The sequence below is a fragment of the Flavobacterium sp. PMTSA4 genome, from assembly GCF_032098525.1.
Lineage (GTDB): Bacteria > Bacteroidota > Bacteroidia > Flavobacteriales > Flavobacteriaceae > Flavobacterium > Flavobacterium capsici.
The window spans coordinates 82,563-103,047 of the sequence record NZ_CP134890.1; the positions used below are offsets into that span (position 1 = coordinate 82,563).

Below are 20,485 nucleotides of genomic sequence, written 5' to 3' on the forward strand. Positions count from 1 at the left end.
TTTTAGTTAAAAAAAGCATCCTGTTTACGGGATGCTTTTTGAATTTATTTAAAGTAGGAGAAATTATGATTGTTTTCTATTTTTAATAAACTTTCATAAATCAGTTTAATGACATTTTCTACATCTTCTTTGTGAACCATTTCTACTGTTGTATGCATGTAGCGTAATGGCAACGAAATTAATGCAGAAGCAACACCACCATTACTATATGCAAAAGCATCTGTATCGGTTCCTGTTACTCGAGAAGTTGCATGACGTTGGAAAGGAATTTTCTTTTCTTCAGCAGTTGATACAATTAATTCTCTTAAAACATTTTGGGTTGCCGGTGCATAAGCAATAACTGGACCTTTACCCATTTTTAAATCACCTTCAATTTTTTTGTCAATCATTGGTGTTGTTGTGTCATGACAAACATCGGTTACAATGGCAACGTTTGGTTTGATGGTTTGGGTAATCATTTCGGCACCACGAAGACCAATTTCTTCCTGAACTGCATTGACAATGTATAAACCGAAAGGTAATTTCTTTTTGTTTTCTTTTAATAATCTTGCTACTTCTGCAATCATGAATCCGCCCATGCGGTTATCGATAGCACGACAAACAAACTTGTCTTTGTTTAATACCATAAATTCATCTGGATAGGTGATGACACAACCCACATGAACGCCTAATTTTTCTACCTCGTCTTTAGTAGAACATCCACAATCGATAAAGATGTTGTGTAACGAAGCATTTTGTTCTTTATCTCTGTTTCTGGTATGAATAGCTGGCCAACCAAATACTCCTTTTACAATTCCGTTTTTGGTGTGAATGTTTACTCTTTTTGAAGGCGCAATTTGATGGTCGGAACCACCATTTCTGATTACGTAGATTAAACCATCGTCGGTGATGTAATTTACATACCAAGATATTTCGTCGCTGTGACCTTCGATAACTACTTTAAATTCAGCTTCTGGGTTGATTACTCCAACGGCTGTTCCATAAGTATCGGTGATGAAAGTATCTACATAAGGTTTTAAATACTTCATCCAAATTTTTTGACCATTTGATTCATATCCTGTTGGTGAAGCATTGTTTAAATATTCTTCTAGAAAAGCTAATGAAGCTTTTGATAATAATGATTTTGATGCCATTTCTTTATTTTTTGCTAAAATATAAATTTGGCACTAGAATTGTAACTAATATTTTTAATTTTACATTAAAATGTTAAGCATGAAAAACTTTGTATTTGCATTGTTTGGTTTTTTTATAACAGCTCTTTCTTTTGGGCAAATAACGAAGGAACCAGTTAAAACTGAAATCCAAGAGGTTGAGGTTGATACTGCTTTCACTGACACGATTCAGTTGGAAGAAGTTTTTATCAACCGCGGGAACTTTGAATATATTGATAAAAAGGATTTTCAGCTGCTTCAAAACAGAGTTTATCGCGTTTATCCGTATGCTAAAGTAGCTTCAGAGCGTTTGACTTTTTTGAATAAGAATTTAGAGAAACTGAAAACGAATAAGGAAAAGAAAAAATACTTTAAGTTGGTAGAAAACTATATGGAGAATGAATTTACTTCCCAACTAAAGAAGTTATCCCGAAAACAAGGCCAAATATTGGTGAAACTGATTCATCGGCAAACAGGTTTTACTACTTTTGATTTGATAAAGGACTATAAAAGCGGTTGGAAAGCATTTTGGTCGCAGAATACTGCGAGAGTATTTAATATTAATTTGAAAACACAATACCAGCCTTTTCAGGTAAATGAAGATTTTTTGATAGAAGTAATTCTTGATAGGGCTTTTTCAATGGGTAGGTTAGTAGAACAGAAACCTGCTTTTGATATCGATATGGATGCTTTGATGGAGCATTGGGAAAAAGGAAAGAAATAGTTTCTGCTATACTCGTATAAAAAAAGCACTTCAATTGAAGTGCTTTTTTAGTTTATTGCTTAATGTTTATTCTTTACTTTCTTCTTTTTTAGGTTGGTCAGAAGCGCCCATGTCTCTTGTGCAAACGTATTTGCCATCTACTTTTTTAAACAATGCCATGTAGTTTCCACTGTGTAACACGGTACCAGTTGAATCGGCAGCTTTGTAGCTTCCCAGTTCAACCAGTTGTTCGCCATCAGAAGAAGCGTGGACTTCATTGGTAACAAATGCAACTTTCATTTTTTTAGCATTTCCATCGCCAGCTTCTTTTCTAAGTTTATCGTGAATAGCTGCTTTACCAACTAATGGTGGTTCATTTTGTCCGTAGCTTACAGCATCTTCAGCGTAGTAAACAATGTCGTCGGTAGTTCCTGTATTCAATCCTACTGCAAAAGCATCTTCCATGGCTTGAATTTCGGCTTTGATTTTTTCGGTGTCAACAGCTGCTGTTTCTGGAGCTGCTTCTTCTTTTTTTGGTTGGCATGCCATCATTAAAATAGCGAATAGGGTTAATGCGATGCCTTTTGTAATCTTGTTTTTCATAAATGATTAGGTTTTAGTTAAAAAATCATAGGTTTCCAACAAGACTTGGGATGTTAAATTTAAAAATAAATAATTGAATATCAGTTATAATGTTGATAAAATGTAATGTTGATAAAATGTTTTTAAGGAGATTAAGTGTTGGTTTCAGTTCTCGTTTTAAATAGTATTTTAGCAAAAAATTACTATTTTGAAGATTGTCATTTTAACCCCAATGCGCATCGAACAGGAAAAAGTGCTGTTGGCATTGGAACGTATTGCACCTACCAAACACACTTATGAAGTAATTGTTTCGGGTATTGGAAGGGAAAGCACAGCCAAAGCTATGATGCAGTTGCCACAACACGATGTTTGCATACTGATGGGGTTTGCTGCTATTGTAGGCAAAGCCACGCAACTGCCTGCAGATTTGCAACTTGGAAAACCTATTGAAATTACCAAAGCTACGCTTTATGGCTACGAAGGTGGTTTGTTTGAAAACGGAGCACCAATTACTAAACAAGAACAGTTGGCTAACGTGCCCAATTTAAGCTCGCTGACTTCCGATAAATTTGTTAGAACTACCGACTTGGCTGAAAAGACCGTAGTGAACATGGAAGATTATACGTTTATGTATCTGAAGAATCCTCAGGATTTTATTGTTCGGATTATTTCGGATTTCTTGCCGCATGAAACGGAGATTGATTTTTTTGAAGAAGTAAAAACGATTGACTTTCTCGAAGGCATCCGAGCGATTGATTTGTTTTTGAATGCGCATTATTAATGGCTGACGGTTTACATAAAAAAAGCGCTACCAGAAGTAGCGCTTTTTTGTATTTGGTATTTTTTACAATTTGAAGCCCATTCGCAAGAAAAACATATTGGCATTCTCCATTTTTTGCTCCAAACCATCTTTTTTCATTCTAGTTAAATCACTCATACCATCTAAACCTACAGTAACATTAAATATATCAGTTAGATGCAATTTAATACCTAATTGACTTGATAATCCAAAATTCCAACCTAGGTTGTTTTCTTCACTATCGCCGTTAAAAGTCTCTATTTCTTGATTATATAAATGATTGGCATACGCTCCAAGACCAATGATAAAAGCTACCTTTGAGTTTGCTGAAGAAGCATCTTTAAAAATAGAATATTCGGCAGTAAATTGAACAGGTATTCGAATATAGCTGTTTTTTAAACTTGCAGCAGTTCCGTTAACTATAGAGTTTGCATTAAACTCAGTTAAACTAATACCTGTTGCAACATCCCATTTTCTTGATTTTCCCAATTTATAAGCTATTAAGATGTCGCCACCATTTACGTTTCCGTTTAGGGTAGGTGCTCCTGAATAATTGATTTTAGCGATACCAATTTTTGGTGTGGCTACAAATTCAAAGCGGCTGTCTTTTTCGTCGGTGTTTGTTTGTGCAAAGGTTGTGATTGAGGTAATCAATAGGGCAAATAGAATAATTGTTTTTTTCATGTTTTTTGAATTATTTATGATTGATAATACCCTTTAGTAGCTATTGGGTGTTGATTGTTACAGGTTTATTTAAAAAAAAAGCAGGTTATTAAATACTTATTAAAGAAACATGAATGCTTCGCACCGAAACACGAATGCTTTGCACCGAAACACGAATGCTTCGCACCGAAACACGAATGCTTCGCTCTTCAATGGCTATGCTTTGCTCTTCAATGGCTATGCTTCGCGGGTTTTATGTAATTTTATTAATGAGAGGTGTAGTTTGTCGTTTTTTGTTAGCATTTTTTTAAAGAAATGGCTGTTTTGTTGCTAAAGTGATAAATAGAGGTGAAAAGTGTTTGTTATAAGGCATAAAAAAACGGAAGCCCATCGGCTTCCGCTCAAGTTTTACTTATGTATTTCCTTAAATAGGAACTACTAAAGTAGTAAAAAATTTTATAGGATGAAAATTTTTAACATTTGTTTTTTGATGGTGGTAGCACAAAGTCAGGAGACTTTGCGTAGCGGGGGTATATTTTTTTCATGCAGTGTTTTTAGTAAATTATTCTTGGAGCAATTTAATTACAATCTGCGGGAATAACAATTTTTTTATCGATGGGTAGGTAGTTTACCCGTTCTTGATGGTATTTAATTTTATTCAGATAATCAATAAATACTATTTTAGTAAATATCCCGTTGGGCACGCCTCTTTCTACTTTGTATTCTTCAAACGTGGTTGCTTGTTGAAAGATGGGTAAATGGAAATCGGTTTCTTTATCTACAATATATAAATAGGTACCTGTTTTTTTCTTTTGTTGTCTTTTTAAGTCATTGGCAGTAATGCTATACGTCTTGAAAATAGCATTATTAATAATAGTGTCTTTTGGTGTTGTGAAATGATAATTGTTTACTTGGTATTTATAGGGATTGGAATATTTTTTTACATCCTCGCATTTGATGTGAATAAATTCAGTTTTTTTGAAATCAGATTTGTTAATGGTTACCCGAGCGGTGGTTGAATTATGGTCTAGAAAATCTACCCAATAGGTCAGACTGTCTTTTTCGGTTAACTCAGCCAAATAGCTGTTGTTTTTTGAATTGGTCAAATAGATTGAATATGGTATTTTAGTTTGTTTTTTATTGTCATTGCCTTCAAAGTTTTTGTATTCAACCATGTAATCGAATGTATATTGTTTTTGTGCTAACAAAGTGAAGCAAGCGAACAGAAACAGGCAGGTGTAAATTGATTTCATATTTTTATAATAAGTATATCAAAGTAAAAGTATTTCAATCAATTATAAAAGGGGGAAATCCCCCTAATTTCAATAAAAATGAAAAAGTGCCCTTTTGAGGCACTTTTTTTTATATAAAAGTTGGGGTTATGGTGCTAAACCTGACAGGTTTTAGAAACCTGTCAGGTTTGATAGTTTAAAGTTTGTTTGCAATTAAACCTGTCAGGTTTGAAGTTATGCTATATTCCTAAAAATGTTTCAATAGAGAGGTCATTACTTTTTAGTTGATGTATGTGTTTAAAATTATCGAGGTCGCTAAAAATCTTTATAACTTCTTCTCGTTTTAGTTTTGTTGGTTTATTAGAAAGGCATGTTGTATAAGAACTCCAAGGATATTGTAATGGATGTTCGGTAATGTTATGATGAACAGGGTTATTGTGTATGTATGCAATTATGTTTTGCAGATAATTTTCAGTATTAATTTCTTTTCTTTTGAAAGGTCTTTCAAAAAGTGCTCCGTGTCTATTAAAACTTTTATTAAATGCTTTTGTATAGGCATTGAATAAGTTAGAGAATGATTGTGATGGAGGTATCTTTTTTTCGAAAGTATTTTCGTCAACTTCTTTAATTCTAACTAAAAAATGAAAATGGTTTTTCATTAAACACCATGCTAGAGTTTCAGCAATGGGATCGATATGTATATCGTAAAGTTTAAGAAAATATTCGAAGTTATTATTTTCTTTAAAAAGAATGTCGCTATTTATTCCTCTATTATAAATATGATAGTATTTACCATTTTCAAGAGGTTGGATAGTTGACATATTTAGTTTTTATTTGTTTATATCAATTTGTAAGCGTTTAAACCTGACAGGTTTTAAAAACCTGTCAGGTTTGATATGTTAACTTAGTCTTGCAGTAATACTTCCAAAATACTGATAGCGGCGTCGCTAATCTTGGTTCCAGGACCAAAGACGGCAACGGCTCCGGCATCGAACAGGAATTGGTAGTCCTGCGCAGGGATAACCCCACCAACAATGACCATAATGTCATCGCGACCGTACTTTTGCAATTCTTCGATTACCTGAGGCACCAACGTTTTGTGTCCAGCTGCGAGCGAGGAAACGCCAAGGATGTGTACATCGTTTTCTACGGCTTGTTTAGCGGCTTCGGCAGGTGTTTGGAATAGTGGTCCTATATCGACATCAAAACCTACATCGGCATAGCCGGTAGCGACTACCTTGGCACCACGGTCGTGACCGTCTTGTCCCATTTTGGCAATCATGATGCGTGGACGACGACCTTCTTTCTTGGCGAAGGCATCGGCCAGTTGTTTTGCTTTTTCAAAGCTTTTGTCGTTTTTAATCTCTTTGCTATACACGCCGCTGAAACTTCTGATTTGTGCTTTGTATCTGCCGTAAACGCTTTCGAGTGCATCACTGATTTCACCCAAGGTAGCTCGATTGCGGGCAGCTTCTACTGCCAAAGATAGTAAGTTATCGTTTTGGTTTTTAGCACAGTCGGTTAATTTTTCTAAACTGGCTTTTACTTTGGCGTTGTCGCGCGTGGCTTTTATATGGTTCAAACGTTCGATTTGCTGTTTGCGCACGGTTTGGTTATCGACTTCAAGGATGTGAAGCGGGTCTTCTTTTTCGAGGCGGTATTTGTTCACCCCAACGATGATGTCTTGTCCGCTATCGATACGGGCTTGCTTGCGTGCTGCGGCTTCCTCAATGCGTAGTTTTGGAATTCCGGCTTCGATGGCTTTGGTCATTCCGCCAAGTTCTTCGACTTCTTCAATCAATGCCCATGCTTTTTCGGCTATTTCAGCCGTGAGGCTTTCTACATAGTAACTGCCTGCCCATGGGTCGACAGTTTTGCAGATTTTGGTTTCTTCCTGTAAATAGATTTGTGTGTTACGAGCAATGCGCGCCGAGAAATCGGTAGGCAAGGCAATGGCTTCGTCTAAGGCATTGGTGTGCAAGGATTGTGTTCCGCCAAAGGCTGCTGCTGCGGCTTCGATGGTGGTTCGTGCTACGTTATTGAATGGGTCTTGCTCGGTTAAACTCCAACCACTGGTTTGACAATGGGTACGGAGTGCGAGTGATTTTTCGTCTTTTGGGTTGAACTGTTGCAATAGTTTTGCCCAAAGCATACGACCGGCTCGCATCTTGGCGATTTCCATAAAATGGTTCATCCCGATAGCCCAGAAGAATGAAAGGCGAGGCGCAAAGTCGTCGATATTCATGCCAGCGGCTAATCCGGTTCTGATGTATTCCAAGCCATCGGCTAAGGTGTATGCCAATTCGATATCGGCAGTAGCACCGGCTTCCTGCATGTGGTAGCCCGAAATGGAAATGGAGTTGAACTTGGGCATGTTTTTGCTGCTGTATTCAAAAATATCGGCAATGATTTTCATGGATGGCGTAGGCGGATAGATGTAGGTGTTGCGCACCATGAACTCTTTCAGAATATCGTTTTGGATGGTTCCTGAAAGCAGGTGAGGTGCAACGCCTTGTTCTTCGGCGGCTACAATATAAAACGCCATGATGGGCAACACGGCACCGTTCATAGTCATGGAAACCGACATTTCATCGAGCGGGATCTGGTTGAAAAGAATTTTCATGTCCTCAACAGAATCAATCGCCACACCGGCTTTACCTACATCGCCAACTACGCGGTCGTGGTCGGAATCATACCCACGGTGTGTAGCCAAATCGAAGGCTACGGATAGACCTTTTTGACCTGCGGCAAGGTTGCGACGGTAGAAGGCATTGCTTTCTTCGGCAGTGGAGAAACCAGCATACTGACGAATCGTCCAAGGACGACGCACAAACATGGTAGTATATGGTCCGCGAAGATTGGGTGCAAAACCTGCTCCGAAGCCTATGTGTTCGAGGTTTTCGATGTCGGCTTCGGTATAGGTTGGTTTTACTTCGATGCCTTCGGCTGTTAGGAAATTTTGTTTCAAGTTCCAAGTTTGCTCCGCCTGTTCGCTTTCGCTCGAGTCAGGTTTCAAGTTGGAATTGTCGAGTTTTATATGTTGGATGTTTTTTCTCATTGCTTATTCGCTTTTTTCAGAATGACCCAAAATGTCTAAATCTTTATCCAATGGTTTGTTGGAGTTCCAGTTAGGTTCGTCTTCGATGATGTTTGTGTTTACATCAGTTATATCTTCTTCAAACGTAAATGAATTCAGGAGTTCTTTATCTCTATCGGTTATTGAATCACTTTCCTCTTCATAATCAAACTTGTCTATAATAATCTTTTTGGAGATGGTTACTTTATCTGAAAAGTCTTCTTTGGACTTTTCGTCCTTAATTACAGGTTTAGGGTTTTTGAAAAGATTACTCCAAGCAGGAACATCGTCAATTACACTTTCATCAGGTTTTCGTGATAAATCGATGATAAAAAATGAATCTTCTTTTAGATTTCTAAACATTTCGTCCGTTTTGTCCACTTTCGGTTTTACAATCTTTGGTCTGGGAACTCTTGGTGGAGCAACCTTATCTGTAATTGTGATTTTTATATATTTACCAACAAAAACATCATCGATTGGTAAAATGATTTCATTGCTTGTTGCCGTTATTTTTATAATTTTTGATGCCATACCTAAACAGTTTAATTATTCTTCCTGAGCTAATCGTTCTTGTTCGAGTTTCTCGGCTAAACGTTTTTCGATGATTGGAACTATTAACGTTTTGCGAGGGTTTTGTTTTACAAATGGGTATAACTCCAAGTCGTGTTTCATTTTATCGTTTTTGTTTGGATACTTGTTGGTTCCAAGCAATACTTCTTTTCCGCTGTCGAACCATTCTTGTTCTTTGGCAGCACTTTCGCTGATTTTTCTTTGTATGGTTCCTTCGATAAGTTGCGTAATCAAACCGCCGTTTGCCTCGATGTCTTTGAATAACAGCAAAGCTTTTTCGGCTAGCTGGTTGGTGATTTCTTCGATGTAATAGCTGCCATCGGCGGCATTATTGACCAAGTCGAAATAGCTTTCGTGTTTGAGTACCAACAACTGATTACGCGCAATTCGGTCGCCAAACTCGTTGTCTTTGTGGTACAAGGCATCGTAAGGTAGGTTGGCAATATAATCGGCACCACCCAAAATGGCACTCATGCATTCGGTAGTTGTCCGAAGCATGTTGACGTTATAATCGTATAAGGTTTTGTTGCGTTTGGTTGGTGTAGCCACAATGATACAATCTAACTTGTGGTTGTATTCTTTGGCTAAAGTGTTGAATAGAATACGTAAGGCACGTAGTTTAGCGATTTCAAAGAAGTAATTGCTGCCTACTGAAACTTCAATAGTTATTTGCTGACTGATGTTTTCAACCCGATTGAAGTATTCGTTAACGTGTGCCAAGGTGTAAGCCAGTTGTTGCACCATGTTAGCACCTGCGTTTTGGTATAAGCTGCTGTTAACAGAAATGATGCTTTTGCCAAGCTTGGCTGTTTGGTTCAGTTTTTCGAAATCTTTATCAAGGTTTTCGAACCAGTTTCCGTCTTTTCCCAGTTGATGAATTGGGTCAATTAACACTATGCTTTTATAACCGTTTTTAGCGCTGAAATCGTTTATAGTTTTAGCGAAATCGATTGAAAGGAACGGCAAATAAAAAAAATAGGTGGTGTTATCTTTTGGAAGGTTCTGCATTAATTCCTCTACCGAAACGGATTCGTTTTCAATAGTAAAACGGATGCTTTCGGCACCGCGGTTTAAGGTTTCTAAAGCGCGCTTGTTGGATTTGGCAACGTCATGTACAAAGATGTTTTGCAGTATTGAAAATGGAGTAGCAGGAGTGGCAGATGGAACTTTGATTTCAAATTCATCATAGTGGTAAAAAGGTTTTACTTTGATGCCTTCTAAACTTTCCCAAACTAAAGTGTCGTTATAATCGGCGCCTTTCAGTTCGTATTGAATTTTCTGTTTCCACTGCTTGGAACCAACTTTTTCAAAGGAATCGAATAAATTTTTTTCCATCGGTTTGTATTATAATGATTTGGTTCTTGATTGTTCTTCGTGGATGGTATCGCCTTCGTATTCGATGATATAGATGTCCTCGCTGTCGCGTTTCATATAGTACTTTTCGCGAGCGTACTTTTCAATCTGGTCAGGGTTTCTGAGACGTTTGATGTCTTCTTCGTCTTTGCGAATCTCGTCCTGATAGTATTTTTTGTTGTTTTCCAATTCTTCGAGTTCTTTGTTTAAAACCCTATGGTCTAAATAAGAAGTGTTGTCAAGAAATAGCATCCAAACGGCAAAAAACACGGAAACAATTACATATCTATTGCTCAAAATCTTGAGAATAGGGTATTTGTCGGTCATGTTTTTAAAGTAACTCATTAAAAAGGAATAGGTGTAAAGTTACGTAATTCTTTGATTAATTACCGCACGAACTACATCAATAGCAACAGTGTTGTATTTATCGTTAGGAATAATAATATCCGCAAAACCTTTGGTAGGTTCAATGAACTGCTGGTGCATTGGTTTTAGTGTGGTTTGGTAACGGTTTAGGACTTCTTCCATATCACGACCACGCTCAGCGATGTCTCTTTTTAGTCGACGAATCAAACGCTCATCAGAGTCGGCATGCACAAATATTTTTACGTCAAATATGTCTCTAAGCTCAGGATTGGCAAGGATTAGAATACCTTCAACAATCATTACTTTTCTAGGATGTGTGATGATAGTATCTTCGGTTCTGTTGTGTGTGATAAACGAATAAACGGGTTGTTCGATGGTGTTTCCTTCTTTTAACTCTTTCAGATGTTTCACCAATAATTCGAAATCAATAGCTCTTGGATGGTCAAAATTAATTAGCGCACGTTCCTCAAAACTAAGGTTGTTGTTCTCTTTATAGTATGAATCCTGAGAAATGACACCTACTTCGGTTTCGGGTAATTCATTCATGATTTGGTGAACTACGGTTGTTTTTCCACTTCCAGTTCCACCTGCTATTCCTATAATCAGCATAAAAAGTTGTGTTATTTTGTATGGCAACAAAAATAGAAATTATATCGAGAGCATTTTTCTTTTTTTATAAATATTGTGGCTAATTTTTATTTCTAAATTATTTAAAAAACTTTTGAAAACTAATTAATAGTTCTATATTTGCACTCTCGTTTTTCGGGGTGTAGCGTAGCCCGGTTATCGCGCCTGCTTTGGGAGCAGGAGGTCGCAGGTTCGAATCCTGCCACCCCGACAAAAAATATTTATCAAACCTTGTAAGTTATAGTACTGACAAGGTTTTTTTATTTTTAGACCAAACATTTCAATAACGATTGTTTATAATTCTATAAATATTTGTGTTGTTCAAAGCAATGAAATGTTTTTATAAAAACATACATTTGCTTTTTTTAAAATCAAATTACAAAATGTCAGATACAATAGAAAAAGTAAAGTGCTTAATTATAGGTTCAGGTCCTGCAGGTTATACTGCCGCTATTTATGCTTCTAGAGCCAATATGTACCCAGTTTTATATCAAGGTTCTCAGCCAGGAGGACAATTGACCACTACTAATGAGGTTGAAAATTTCCCTGGTTATGTGGATGGAGTTACTGGACCAGAAATGATGGTTCAATTGCAAGCTCAGGCGCAACGATTTGGAACGGATGTTCGTGATGGTTGGGTTACTAAAGTTGATTTTTCGGGAAAAGTTCACAAAGTATGGGTTAATGATACTAAAGAAATTCACGCTGAAACTGTAATTATTTCTACAGGTGCTTCGGCTAAGTATTTAGGGTTGCCATCAGAACAACATTATTTACAAATGGGTGGAGGAGTTTCTGCCTGTGCGGTTTGTGATGGATTCTTTTATAGAAATCAGGAAGTGGTAATTGTTGGAGCAGGAGATTCGGCTTGTGAAGAAGCGCATTATTTGTCAAAATTATGTAAAAAAGTAACCATGTTGGTTAGAAGCGATAAGTTCAGAGCTTCTAAAATCATGGAAGAACGTGTTAGAAAAACCGAAAATATTGAAATATTGATGCATCATGATACGGTAGAAGTTCTTGGTGACGGACAAGTAGTTACTGGAGTAAAAGCTTTAAATAAAACTACTAATGAAGTAATTGAAATTCCTGCTACTGGATTTTTTGTGGCTATTGGTCATAAACCAAACACCGATATTTTTAAAGACTATCTTGAGTTAGATGAAACGGGTTATATTATAAATATTCCTGGTACTTCAAAAACTAATGTTGCTGGAGTATTTGTTGGTGGTGATGCTGCTGATCATGTTTACAGACAAGCGGTAACCGCTGCAGGAACGGGTTGTATGGCAGCTTTGGATGCAGAGCGTTATTTAGCTTCAATGGAATAAATCAGACACATTAATTGAAATAAAAAAATCCTGAATTACTTCAGGATTTTTTTTATTTGGTTGGTTTCTTTTCTAATCGAGCGCTATCGGTAAAACGCTTGATTTCTATTTTTGGTTCACCGTAGAGTTGTATTTCAGATTTTCCAGCGGCATCAATGACAACAGTTGTTTTAACATTGATTGATGAATTAGAATAACTTTCAGCAAAAACTTCAGCATTAACAGAGGTTAACTTTGAGCCATCAAAATTTGAATTATTATCGGCTCTAAGTTTGAAGTTAATAACATCGCCTTCAATTTTGGCTTCACCTTTTTGATACATGTCTATGCCAAAATCTGTTGAAGCGATTAGCGCCTTTATTGATGCACTTTTGCTTACATCAATAGTGACTTTTTCGCCTTTTAAATTAAGCTCTGCTTTAGATTTATCATTGGCCATCAATGTAAAATCTTTGGCTTTGGAATTTATAAATAATTTTGAAAAATCATAACTCTTGAATGTAACGACAGCCAAATCAATGTCTGATAATACCGTTACATTTGTTTCGTGTTTTGTGATTACTAAATTTAAAGAAGAAGTGTAAGTAACACGAACACTGAGTTTTTTAAAGCTGTTGATGTCTCGCGTGGTTGAAATTCTTAGGTTGTTTCCCGATACTTTATAGTCTATAAATTCGTGAAGATTGTCGTCGGCTTCGATTTCTAGTCCACATTCGTTTCCCTTTACAAGAAATACTTCAAGGTTGTCTTCAACTTCAACTGATTGGAAACTTTCTACTTGTTTCTGTTCCATTTTTACAATTCGGGAACCTTTTACCTTTTCTTTCTTTTGGGCAAAACAAAAAGATGAGGTTAAAATGAGTAGAAATAGTAAATTATTTTTCATGGTAGGTTATTATTGGTTTTCCAAAAATAGAAAAAAAAACATCCCAATTTTCATTGAGATGTTAATATTACCAATTAATTTCCAGAAACGCTTCCACCGGAACTTTCTTCTTTTGAAACAGATTTGGGTGATTTTTTATAATTAATTGAACTTCCACTTGAAGCTTTTGCTTTTAAATTAAGCACAGGATTTACTTCTGTCGAACTTCCGCTTGAAGATTGAGAAGTTACATCGTTTGCTACTAAATTTTCAGCATCTATATGACTTCCGCTTGATGATGCTGTGTATAATATCAATGCTTTTCCTTTTATTTTTTGATCGCTTCCGCTTGAAGATTCTAAGAAAATAGTATCTGATTCAACTCTTACATCCATATCACTTCCACTACTAGATTTTAGACTTACATTAGTTTCACTGATAGTATTTGGAGTTGTTAAAGATGAACCGCTGGTTGTTTCCAAACTCTTTACAGTAGGCATTTGAACAATGACTTTTTTAGAAGAAACATTGATGTAATTGTTATAATCTGTAGAAATAACCAAAGTTCCATTTTCAACACGAGTTTTAATTTCTTTTACCAAATTGTCATCGGCTTCAACAGTAACTTTAAAATCGGGAGCTTGAACAATTTCACACTCTAATCCGCAACAAACGGTGACTTTATCAAAAGAGCCAACATTTCTTTCTTCAGTAATTACTTTTCCGCTTCCATTTATTGATTTTCCTAAATTCATGTTTCCGTTGCATGAAGCAACTAAAAGACCAATTATAGCAGCTGAAATAGCTTTTACACAATACATTACAAATTTTACCATGATTATTCAGTTTTAATTATAACTCCTTCACTGTTTACTTGTAGTTTTCCTTTTTTTCCTTTTTTAGTTTCTGTTACTACTTTGCCATTAATTTTTACAGTAACAGTTTCAGTAGAATCATTGTCATTAGAAATGTTTATTTCTTGAGCATCTACATCATCGTATTCATTTTCATCTGCCGGACAATCCAAGCATTTAATTTGATTGCTTTCTACTTTATAAGTATAATTATCTGAACTGTAATGTAAATTAAAGAAACTATTGTCTGAATAATCAAATTCTTGAACAGTGTCATCTGCTTTGAAAATAGTTCCTACCGGAAGATATAAATACAATTCTACGTTTTGATTACGGTATTTACTTGCCATTTCTGTTAGTAAATAATTATCTAAAAGTAATTGATTTCCAGAAACTTTAAAAGAATATTTTATTTTTTCTGCTCTTTCATTTGCTTCTCTAAACGATTTTCCTTCCGCTAATCTTTCAATTTGTAAATATGCTTGAGGTTTATCTGTTTTTTTGATGTGGAATTTTACTTCGTTTGAATAAATCACTTCATTTTTTAATGAATCTTGTGTGAATTCAAAATCTTCACGATGAAAAACATCTTTTGAGAAGAAATCATTGCTTACAAATTTGATGTTCAAAGTATCATTAGGTTGTATAATGATATTTTCTTTGGTAACTGATTTTCCTTCAAATGCTCTTTCAGTTGATTGTTTTATTCCTATGACAACCAATGCTGAAACAGAGATAATCCAAATTGCTAATAAGCTATATTTGATTGGGTTTCCAATTGATTTCATATTAGTAACCATTAATTTTAATCCTAATAACAAGAAGAAAAACAATGGAATTCCGATAGCAAGGAATGATAATAATCCAAATACCCAAAGAGGAACATCAGTATAGTTCACCGCATTGATGTAACGTTGCCAAGGTGTATCTATAAATGAAGTACTACCAAAAGTGAATAATCCAACAAAAAGACCAACTAGAGAAAGCGATGAAAAGATTAGGATAAACGCACCTAGAACTTTTGCAAAAACTCCAAAAACTTTCATAATGAAATCACCAAGCCCAGAAGCTACTCTATCGGCACCATGCTTTACTTGGTTTCCCATTTTGTCATAATCAGCATTTTTAAATTTTTCAGAAACGCTTTCAAATTCTTCTCTTACCTTTTTTTCTATACTAGAAATTGTGACTGGTTGCCCAGTCATTTCTAGTTTTTCTGAGGTTGTTATTGCTTTTGGTACTGCAATCCACAATACGAAGTAAGCTATAATTCCTGTTCCAAATCCTGCAAAAACGAAGATTAAGAATAAAATTTTGAACCAAAGTGCTTCCACTCCAAAGTAGTGACCTAAACCAGTACAAACACCAGCAATTGTTCCTCTATCTTTATCTCTGTAAAGTTTTCTTCTTTTAGAATTAGAGTAATAGGTTTCTGTTTTTGGAGCTTCAGAATCATCGTCAATTCGATAATCTTCTGGTTGTCCCATTATTGTGATTACTTCTTCAACATCTTTGTTGTTGATAACGTGTTTGTCTGATTTTTGTTTTTCAGTCAGCAATTCTGCTACACGCATTTCTATATCTTTCATAATTTCATCTTGACCAGAAGAATTAGAAAGTGAGCGTTTTATCGCTTCAAAATATCTTGTCAATTTTTGGAAAGCATCTTCATCGATGTGAAAAATTAATCCGCCTATATTAATATTTACTGTTTTGTTCATGATTAGTTATTTTTTGTTGTGATGATGTTTACAGCGTCAGACAATTCAGTCCAAGTGCCGTTTAATTCGTTTAAAAATGTTTTTCCTAATTCGGTCAAACCATAATATTTTCTTGGCGGACCAGATGTAGATTCTTCCCAACGGTAATTGAGTAATCCATCGTTTTTTAACCTTGTAAGTAGCGGATAAACTGTACCTTCTACTACAAGCAATTTAGCGTCTTTTAGTGTGTCTAGAATTTCTGATGTATAAGCTTCTTTTTCTTTAATAATTGATAAGATACAGAACTCTAAAACTCCTTTACGCATCTGAGCTTTTGTGTTTTCAATGTTCATAATTCGATTTTGATTTAATCTGAATACTTTTCAGAAGTGATTAACTTGTCCATTTTTTGATTGATGATTGATGATTGATTTGATTGATTTGATTGATTTGATTGATTTGATTGATTGATTGATTGATGATTTTTTTATTTTATAAAATTGACTGTTAATGGATATTTATAAGCTTCTCCATTTGAAGCTTTTGCTGATGCATATATTATTAGAATAAATTCGATTACTTTAAGAAAACAAAATAACAATACTGTAATAATTGCCAGAATAACAATTCCTGAAACGTTTCCAGCATGAAAATGATCTATTATAAAATCGCGACCATCATGAATGTTTGTTATCGTTGTATTATTGAAAATACTGTAAATGAATACTGGAATAGCAATTACTGCCGCAACCATAGTGTATAAAAACATACTTAGTTGAAAATTGATTGCATTTTTACCATTCATATCAATAAATTCAGATTCATTCTTTTTTGAACTCCATATAATAATAGGAAAGATATAATTTCCGAATGGAATTATGTATTGAGACAAAGTGCTCAAGTGAATGAAAGTTGCTGTGTTTTTTTCGTTAGTTAAGACCATTTTTTGATTGATTTAATTGATAACTGAAACTTATTTTTGGCTATACTTTAGATAGACTATTAATTTCTTATACAAAGATAAAGCTAAAAAAAGGTATTGTGCAATACAAAGTACTAATAATTAACATAAAATTAACATTTGAAAGTATGTTTTAATTTCTTTTAAATAGTGTATATTTACAACAAAATCAACGCTTCATGAATGTTTCACCATCTAAATTAAACCTTTTTTTATTTTTTAATTTGCCATCGGCTTTTTGGTCAGGCGTTCGGGTTAAATCAATTTCAGAGAACAAATGTGTGGTAACAGTTAAACATCGTTGGTTTAATAAAAATCCATTTAATTCGATGTATTTTGCAGTTCAAGCAATGGCTGCCGAATTAACAACTGGTGCTTTAGTTATGATGAAAATCAGAGAAAGCAATAGAAATATTTCGATGCTTGTTGCCAATAATAAAGGAAACTATTCCAAAAAAGCTACTGGTAGAATAACGTTTACTTGTAATGATGGTAGTTTAATTTCAGAAGCAATTCAAAAAGCAATCGACACAGGCGAAGGTCAAACGATTTGGATGAAATCAATAGGTGTAAATCAAAAAGGAGAACAAGTTTCAGAATTGGATTTTGAATGGAGTATAAAATTAAAGGTTTAAACAAAAGTTAAAGCCAATCAAAATTCTTTCCCTTTACAATATAATGTGTGTACTTTTGGTTAAATTATAATAAATGAAACTTTTAATTACAGGAGCTACAGGTTTTATTGGAACTGCTTTGGTAAAAAAGCTCAACCAGAAAGGACACATCATTCATTATTTAACAACTTCAAAAGATAAACTTGAAAATAGTGAAAACTATAAAGGATTTTATTGGAATCCAGATACAAAAGAAATTGATGTTAGTTGTTTTGACGGAGTAGAAGCAATAATTCATTTGGCTGGTGCTAATATTGCTAAACGTTGGACACGTAATTATAGAAAAGAAATAATTTCCAGCAGAACTGAGACTAGCAGTTTGCTTTTGACAAGTTTGAAAGAGATTAATCATCAGATAAAACATATTATTTCTGCTTCAGGAACTGCAATTTATCCTGAAAGTTATGATAGAGTTTATGATGAAAACGATTCAGAAACTGCCGATGATTTTTTAGCAAAAGTGGTCAAAGTTTGGGAAAATGGTATTTCAAATTTTGAATATCTTGGACTAAAAGTTGCAAAAATCAGAACAGGTGTTGTTTATGGAAAAAACGGTGGAGCTTTTCAAGAAATTGTAAAACCCATTAAATTTGGTTTTGGCGCTGTGATGGGAAATGGTAAGCAAGTTCAATCTTGGATTCATCTAAACGATTTGGTGAATTTATATTGTTTCGTTTTAGAAAATAATTTAGAAGGAATTTATAATGCCGTAGCTCCAGAAACCATTTCCAATAAAGACCAAACCAAAGCAATAGCAAAAAAGTTACACAAACCTTTGTTTCTACCTAATATTCCAAGATTCATGATGAAATTTATTTTAGGAGAAATGTCTTTACTGCTTTTCACAAGTAAAAAATTAAGTTCCAAGAAAATTCAAGAAAAAGGTTTCCAGTTTAAATACCCCAATTTTGATTCAGCATTAAATGAATTGTTATAATAAAAAAAAGGTGCTGGAAATAGCACCTTTTAATATTTAATACGTTGAATTAATAATGTTTTGTAACCTTTGAGCCAAACAATTTTTCATTGTTATATCACAAATATATAATATTCGAAATCGATATAGTCTTAAAATTTTATTAATTTTTAGTAAATAAATCACATTTCGTCTTCTGCTTAAATATTTGAAGAAAAAAAGTGATGACAATTTGACATTTTTTAAGAAATGGCAGTACTTTTGCAATCCATTGAAAACGATATGAAAATTAAGAATGTTTTTAAAAATAAAAAAGCAATGAACACTGATAATACAGAAAAAGAACCAATTGAAAACGAGCAAGAAAATCTTGCTAATGAAATAGAAACAGCAGAAGAATTAACGGTTGAAGAACAATTGCAAGAAGATTTAGCGAAAGAAAAAGATAAATTTTTACGTCTTTTTGCTGAATTTGAAAACTATAAAAAAAGAACAACTAAAGAGAGAATCGATTTATATAAAACTGCCAATCAAGAGGTTTTGCAAGCCATGTTGCCAGTTTTAGATGATTTTGATAGAGCAATGGCACAAATTGCAAAATCGGAAGACGAAACTTTATTAAAAGGTGTTGAGTTAATTCATGAAAAATTAAAATCTACTCTTGCATCAAAAGGTTTAGAAATTGTTGATTTAAAATCAGGTGATGCTTTTGATGCCGATTTTGCTGAGGCAATTACTCAAATTCCTGCTCCAAGCGACGATTTGAAAGGTAAAATAGTTGACGTAATTGAAAAAGGTTATAAACTTGGTGATAAAATTATCCGTTTTCCTAAAGTGGTTATCGGGCAATAATTAAAAACATATGAGCAAAAGAGATTTTTACGAAATATTAGGTGTTTCAAAAAATGCCACTCAAGAAGAAATTAAAAAAGCATATCGAAAGAAAGCTATTGAATTTCATCCTGATAAAAATCCTGGAAACAAAGAAGCCGAAGAAAACTTTAAATATGCTGCCGAAGCTTACGAAGTTTTAGGCGACGCAACTCGAAGAGCAAAATATGATCAATATGGTCATGCTGCTTTTGAAAGTGGTGGTTATGGTAGTCATGGACACATGAATATGGACGATATTTTCAGCCAATTTGGAGATATTTTCGGAAGTGCATTTGGTGGAAGTTTTGGTGGTTTCGGTGGAAATTCAGGTGGACAAAGACGTGTAAAAGGAAGCAATCTTAGAATTAAAGTAAAACTAACTCTAGAGGAAATTGCAAATGGAGTAGAGAAAAAAGTAAAAGTAAAACGTAAAGTTCAAGCGCCAGGAGTAAGATACAAAACGTGTCCTACTTGTAATGGTCAAGGACAGGTTTTAAAAGTTACCAATACTATTTTAGGTAGAATGCAAACAGCCACTACTTGTCATGTTTGTGGCGGTGCAGGTCAAACTATTGAAAGCAAACCAAACAATGCCGATGCGCATGGAATGATATTGGAAGACGAAACCGTTTCTATCAAAATTCCCGCTGGTGTTGTTGACGGAATGCAATTAAAAGTTTCAGGAAAAGGAAACGATGCACCAGGAAACGGAATTTCAGGCGATTTAATTGTAGCGATTGAAGAATTAGAACACGAATTCTTAAAACGCGAAGGCGAAAATCTTCATTATGATTTATACATAAGTATAGCGGAAGCAGTTTTAGGTGTTTCCAAAGAAATCGAAGCCGTAAACGGTAAAGTAAGAATTAAATTAGAAGAAGGAATTCAGTCGGGTAAAATTCTGCGTCTTAAAGGAAAAGGAATTCCAAGTTTAAATAGTTATGGCAGTGGAGATTTACTTGTTCATATAAATGTTTGGACGCCAAAGACATTGACAAAAGAGCAACGTCAGTTTTTTGAAAAATCTTTAAACGATGAAAATTTCATTCCACATCCCGAAAAAAGCGATAAATCTTTTTTTGAAAAAGTAAAAGATATGTTTTCATAATTAAAAAAATAATTATACATTTGAATATTACTAGGAAACTAGTATTTCTTTTTCATAGCAATTTTTCCCATCCTTTTG

23 protein-coding genes and 1 tRNA gene are annotated in these 20,485 nt (G+C 34.6%); 9 read left to right on the plus strand and 15 right to left on the minus strand.

Translation table 11 applies throughout. The features are described 5' to 3' along the window. Positions 1-44: 44 nt before the first annotated feature. Positions 45-1,133, minus strand: a complete 1,089-nt coding sequence (locus RN605_RS00375; protein WP_313321422.1) for a M42 family metallopeptidase — start codon at positions 1,131-1,133, stop codon at positions 45-47. A 79-nt stretch (positions 1,134-1,212) separates the two neighbouring features. Here RN605_RS00375 and RN605_RS00380 point away from each other — a divergent pair, with 79 nt between their 5' ends. Beyond that, positions 1,213-1,875, plus strand: a complete 663-nt coding sequence (locus RN605_RS00380; RefSeq protein WP_313321423.1) for a DUF4294 domain-containing protein — start codon at positions 1,213-1,215, stop codon at positions 1,873-1,875. Positions 1,876-1,941: 66 nt separating this feature from the next. On the opposite strand, the gene RN605_RS00385 is transcribed toward RN605_RS00380, so the two are convergent. Further along, positions 1,942-2,457 carry a YybH family protein gene (locus RN605_RS00385; protein WP_313321424.1) on the minus strand — a complete coding sequence of 172 codons (516 nt, stop codon included), beginning with the start codon at positions 2,455-2,457 and terminating at the stop codon, positions 1,942-1,944. A gap of 187 nt (positions 2,458-2,644) precedes the next feature. On the opposite strand from RN605_RS00385, the gene RN605_RS00390 reads away from it, so the two are divergent. Further along, complete coding sequence (locus tag RN605_RS00390) at positions 2,645-3,217, plus strand: hypothetical protein (RefSeq protein ID WP_313321425.1); 573 nt, start codon at positions 2,645-2,647, stop codon at positions 3,215-3,217. Positions 3,218-3,280: 63 nt separating this feature from the next. Here the strand turns inward: RN605_RS00390 and RN605_RS00395 are convergent, their stop codons facing one another. Then, positions 3,281-3,919 carry a hypothetical protein gene (locus RN605_RS00395; protein ID WP_313321426.1) on the minus strand — a complete coding sequence of 213 codons (639 nt, stop codon included), beginning with the start codon at positions 3,917-3,919 and terminating at the stop codon, positions 3,281-3,283. Between the two features lie 113 nt (positions 3,920-4,032). On the opposite strand from RN605_RS00395, the gene RN605_RS00400 reads away from it, so the two are divergent. Continuing rightward, the gene (locus tag RN605_RS00400; protein WP_313321428.1) at positions 4,033-4,209 is read left to right on the plus strand and encodes a hypothetical protein; all 177 of its coding nucleotides are present in this window, start codon (positions 4,033-4,035) and stop codon (positions 4,207-4,209) included. Between the two features lie 267 nt (positions 4,210-4,476). Here RN605_RS00400 and RN605_RS00405 read toward each other — a convergent pair whose 3' ends face one another. From RN605_RS00405 to udk, 7 genes are all read right to left on the minus strand, one after another. Beyond that, positions 4,477-5,151, minus strand: a complete 675-nt coding sequence (locus RN605_RS00405) for a hypothetical protein (RefSeq protein ID WP_313321429.1) — start codon at positions 5,149-5,151, stop codon at positions 4,477-4,479. Positions 5,152-5,369: 218 nt separating this feature from the next. Beyond that, on the minus strand, positions 5,370-5,951 hold the full coding sequence (locus RN605_RS00410; RefSeq protein WP_313321430.1) for a transposase: 582 nt from the start codon (positions 5,949-5,951) through the stop codon (positions 5,370-5,372). Positions 5,952-6,034: 83 nt separating this feature from the next. After that, entirely contained in the window at positions 6,035-8,188 is a 2,154-nt protein-coding gene (gene scpA / locus RN605_RS00415) for a methylmalonyl-CoA mutase (protein WP_313321431.1), read from the minus strand. A 3-nt stretch (positions 8,189-8,191) separates the two neighbouring features. Beyond that, positions 8,192-8,737: a hypothetical protein gene (locus tag RN605_RS00420; protein ID WP_313321432.1), complete on the minus strand. Its 546-nt coding sequence runs from the start codon at positions 8,735-8,737 to the stop codon at positions 8,192-8,194. Positions 8,738-8,752: 15 nt separating this feature from the next. Then, positions 8,753-10,111: a methylmalonyl-CoA mutase subunit beta gene (locus RN605_RS00425; RefSeq protein WP_313321433.1), complete on the minus strand. Its 1,359-nt coding sequence runs from the start codon at positions 10,109-10,111 to the stop codon at positions 8,753-8,755. A gap of 9 nt (positions 10,112-10,120) precedes the next feature. After that, on the minus strand, positions 10,121-10,456 hold the full coding sequence (locus tag RN605_RS00430) for an FtsB family cell division protein (protein WP_313321434.1): 336 nt from the start codon (positions 10,454-10,456) through the stop codon (positions 10,121-10,123). Positions 10,457-10,495: 39 nt separating this feature from the next. After that, the gene (udk, locus tag RN605_RS00435; protein WP_313321435.1) at positions 10,496-11,104 is read right to left on the minus strand and encodes a uridine kinase; all 609 of its coding nucleotides are present in this window, start codon (positions 11,102-11,104) and stop codon (positions 10,496-10,498) included. A 154-nt stretch (positions 11,105-11,258) separates the two neighbouring features. Between udk and RN605_RS00440 the strand changes: the two genes are divergently transcribed. Both RN605_RS00440 and trxB read left to right on the plus strand, forming a co-directional pair. Next, positions 11,259-11,333 (plus strand) — tRNA-Pro (locus RN605_RS00440). A 172-nt stretch (positions 11,334-11,505) separates the two neighbouring features. Beyond that, positions 11,506-12,453 (plus strand): thioredoxin-disulfide reductase, encoded by a 948-nt coding sequence (trxB, locus tag RN605_RS00445; RefSeq protein WP_313321436.1) that lies wholly within the window; start codon positions 11,506-11,508, stop codon positions 12,451-12,453. A 52-nt stretch (positions 12,454-12,505) separates the two neighbouring features. Here trxB and RN605_RS00450 read toward each other — a convergent pair whose 3' ends face one another. From RN605_RS00450 to RN605_RS00470, 5 genes are all read right to left on the minus strand, one after another. Beyond that, positions 12,506-13,339 (minus strand): GIN domain-containing protein, encoded by an 834-nt coding sequence (locus RN605_RS00450; RefSeq protein WP_313321437.1) that lies wholly within the window; start codon positions 13,337-13,339, stop codon positions 12,506-12,508. A 74-nt stretch (positions 13,340-13,413) separates the two neighbouring features. Then, positions 13,414-14,154 carry a head GIN domain-containing protein gene (locus RN605_RS00455; RefSeq protein WP_313321438.1) on the minus strand — a complete coding sequence of 247 codons (741 nt, stop codon included), beginning with the start codon at positions 14,152-14,154 and terminating at the stop codon, positions 13,414-13,416. 2 nt (positions 14,155-14,156) lie between these two features. Continuing rightward, a complete protein-coding gene (locus RN605_RS00460; RefSeq protein ID WP_313321439.1) occupies positions 14,157-15,893 on the minus strand; it encodes a PspC domain-containing protein in 1,737 nt (578 codons plus the stop codon). A gap of 2 nt (positions 15,894-15,895) precedes the next feature. Next, positions 15,896-16,228: a PadR family transcriptional regulator gene (locus RN605_RS00465; protein WP_313321440.1), complete on the minus strand. Its 333-nt coding sequence runs from the start codon at positions 16,226-16,228 to the stop codon at positions 15,896-15,898. A gap of 134 nt (positions 16,229-16,362) precedes the next feature. Further along, positions 16,363-16,818 (minus strand): DUF4870 domain-containing protein, encoded by a 456-nt coding sequence (locus RN605_RS00470; RefSeq protein WP_313321441.1) that lies wholly within the window; start codon positions 16,816-16,818, stop codon positions 16,363-16,365. 197 nt (positions 16,819-17,015) lie between these two features. Here RN605_RS00470 and RN605_RS00475 point away from each other — a divergent pair, with 197 nt between their 5' ends. The 4 genes from RN605_RS00475 (at position 17,016) to dnaJ (ending at position 20,407) form a co-directional block, all read left to right on the plus strand. Beyond that, positions 17,016-17,471 carry a DUF4442 domain-containing protein gene (locus RN605_RS00475; RefSeq protein ID WP_313321442.1) on the plus strand — a complete coding sequence of 152 codons (456 nt, stop codon included), beginning with the start codon at positions 17,016-17,018 and terminating at the stop codon, positions 17,469-17,471. Between the two features lie 73 nt (positions 17,472-17,544). Next, positions 17,545-18,447 (plus strand): TIGR01777 family oxidoreductase, encoded by a 903-nt coding sequence (locus RN605_RS00480; protein ID WP_313321443.1) that lies wholly within the window; start codon positions 17,545-17,547, stop codon positions 18,445-18,447. Positions 18,448-18,708: 261 nt separating this feature from the next. After that, the gene (locus tag RN605_RS00485) at positions 18,709-19,278 is read left to right on the plus strand and encodes a nucleotide exchange factor GrpE (protein ID WP_313325772.1); all 570 of its coding nucleotides are present in this window, start codon (positions 18,709-18,711) and stop codon (positions 19,276-19,278) included. Positions 19,279-19,288: 10 nt separating this feature from the next. After that, the gene (dnaJ, locus tag RN605_RS00490; RefSeq protein WP_313321444.1) at positions 19,289-20,407 is read left to right on the plus strand and encodes a molecular chaperone DnaJ; all 1,119 of its coding nucleotides are present in this window, start codon (positions 19,289-19,291) and stop codon (positions 20,405-20,407) included. Positions 20,408-20,485: the final 78 nt, after the last annotated feature.

Excerpts from the sequence above, each read along its gene's own strand:
- RN605_RS00375 (WP_313321422.1), bottom strand. The coding sequence starts at position 1,133 with ATGGCATCAAAATCATTATTATCAAAAGCTTCATTAGCTTTTCTAGAA.
- RN605_RS00380 (WP_313321423.1), top strand. The coding sequence starts at position 1,213 with ATGAAAAACTTTGTATTTGCATTGTTTGGTTTTTTTATAACAGCTCTT.
- RN605_RS00385 (WP_313321424.1), bottom strand. The coding sequence starts at position 2,457 with ATGAAAAACAAGATTACAAAAGGCATCGCATTAACCCTATTCGCTATT.
- RN605_RS00395 (WP_313321426.1), bottom strand. The coding sequence starts at position 3,919 with ATGAAAAAAACAATTATTCTATTTGCCCTATTGATTACCTCAATCACA.
- RN605_RS00400 (WP_313321428.1), top strand. The coding sequence starts at position 4,033 with ATGCTTCGCACCGAAACACGAATGCTTTGCACCGAAACACGAATGCTT.
- RN605_RS00405 (WP_313321429.1), bottom strand. The coding sequence starts at position 5,151 with ATGAAATCAATTTACACCTGCCTGTTTCTGTTCGCTTGCTTCACTTTG.
- RN605_RS00410 (WP_313321430.1), bottom strand. The coding sequence starts at position 5,951 with ATGTCAACTATCCAACCTCTTGAAAATGGTAAATACTATCATATTTAT.
- scpA (WP_313321431.1), bottom strand. The coding sequence starts at position 8,188 with ATGAGAAAAAACATCCAACATATAAAACTCGACAATTCCAACTTGAAA.
- RN605_RS00420 (WP_313321432.1), bottom strand. The coding sequence starts at position 8,737 with ATGGCATCAAAAATTATAAAAATAACGGCAACAAGCAATGAAATCATT.
- RN605_RS00425 (WP_313321433.1), bottom strand. The coding sequence starts at position 10,111 with ATGGAAAAAAATTTATTCGATTCCTTTGAAAAAGTTGGTTCCAAGCAG.
- RN605_RS00430 (WP_313321434.1), bottom strand. The coding sequence starts at position 10,456 with ATGACCGACAAATACCCTATTCTCAAGATTTTGAGCAATAGATATGTA.
- udk (WP_313321435.1), bottom strand. The coding sequence starts at position 11,104 with ATGCTGATTATAGGAATAGCAGGTGGAACTGGAAGTGGAAAAACAACC.
- trxB (WP_313321436.1), top strand. The coding sequence starts at position 11,506 with ATGTCAGATACAATAGAAAAAGTAAAGTGCTTAATTATAGGTTCAGGT.
- RN605_RS00450 (WP_313321437.1), bottom strand. The coding sequence starts at position 13,339 with ATGAAAAATAATTTACTATTTCTACTCATTTTAACCTCATCTTTTTGT.
- RN605_RS00455 (WP_313321438.1), bottom strand. The coding sequence starts at position 14,154 with ATGGTAAAATTTGTAATGTATTGTGTAAAAGCTATTTCAGCTGCTATA.
- RN605_RS00460 (WP_313321439.1), bottom strand. The coding sequence starts at position 15,893 with ATGAACAAAACAGTAAATATTAATATAGGCGGATTAATTTTTCACATC.
- RN605_RS00465 (WP_313321440.1), bottom strand. The coding sequence starts at position 16,228 with ATGAACATTGAAAACACAAAAGCTCAGATGCGTAAAGGAGTTTTAGAG.
- RN605_RS00470 (WP_313321441.1), bottom strand. The coding sequence starts at position 16,818 with ATGGTCTTAACTAACGAAAAAAACACAGCAACTTTCATTCACTTGAGC.
- RN605_RS00475 (WP_313321442.1), top strand. The coding sequence starts at position 17,016 with ATGAATGTTTCACCATCTAAATTAAACCTTTTTTTATTTTTTAATTTG.
- RN605_RS00480 (WP_313321443.1), top strand. The coding sequence starts at position 17,545 with ATGAAACTTTTAATTACAGGAGCTACAGGTTTTATTGGAACTGCTTTG.
- RN605_RS00485 (WP_313325772.1), top strand. The coding sequence starts at position 18,709 with ATGAAAATTAAGAATGTTTTTAAAAATAAAAAAGCAATGAACACTGAT.
- dnaJ (WP_313321444.1), top strand. The coding sequence starts at position 19,289 with ATGAGCAAAAGAGATTTTTACGAAATATTAGGTGTTTCAAAAAATGCC.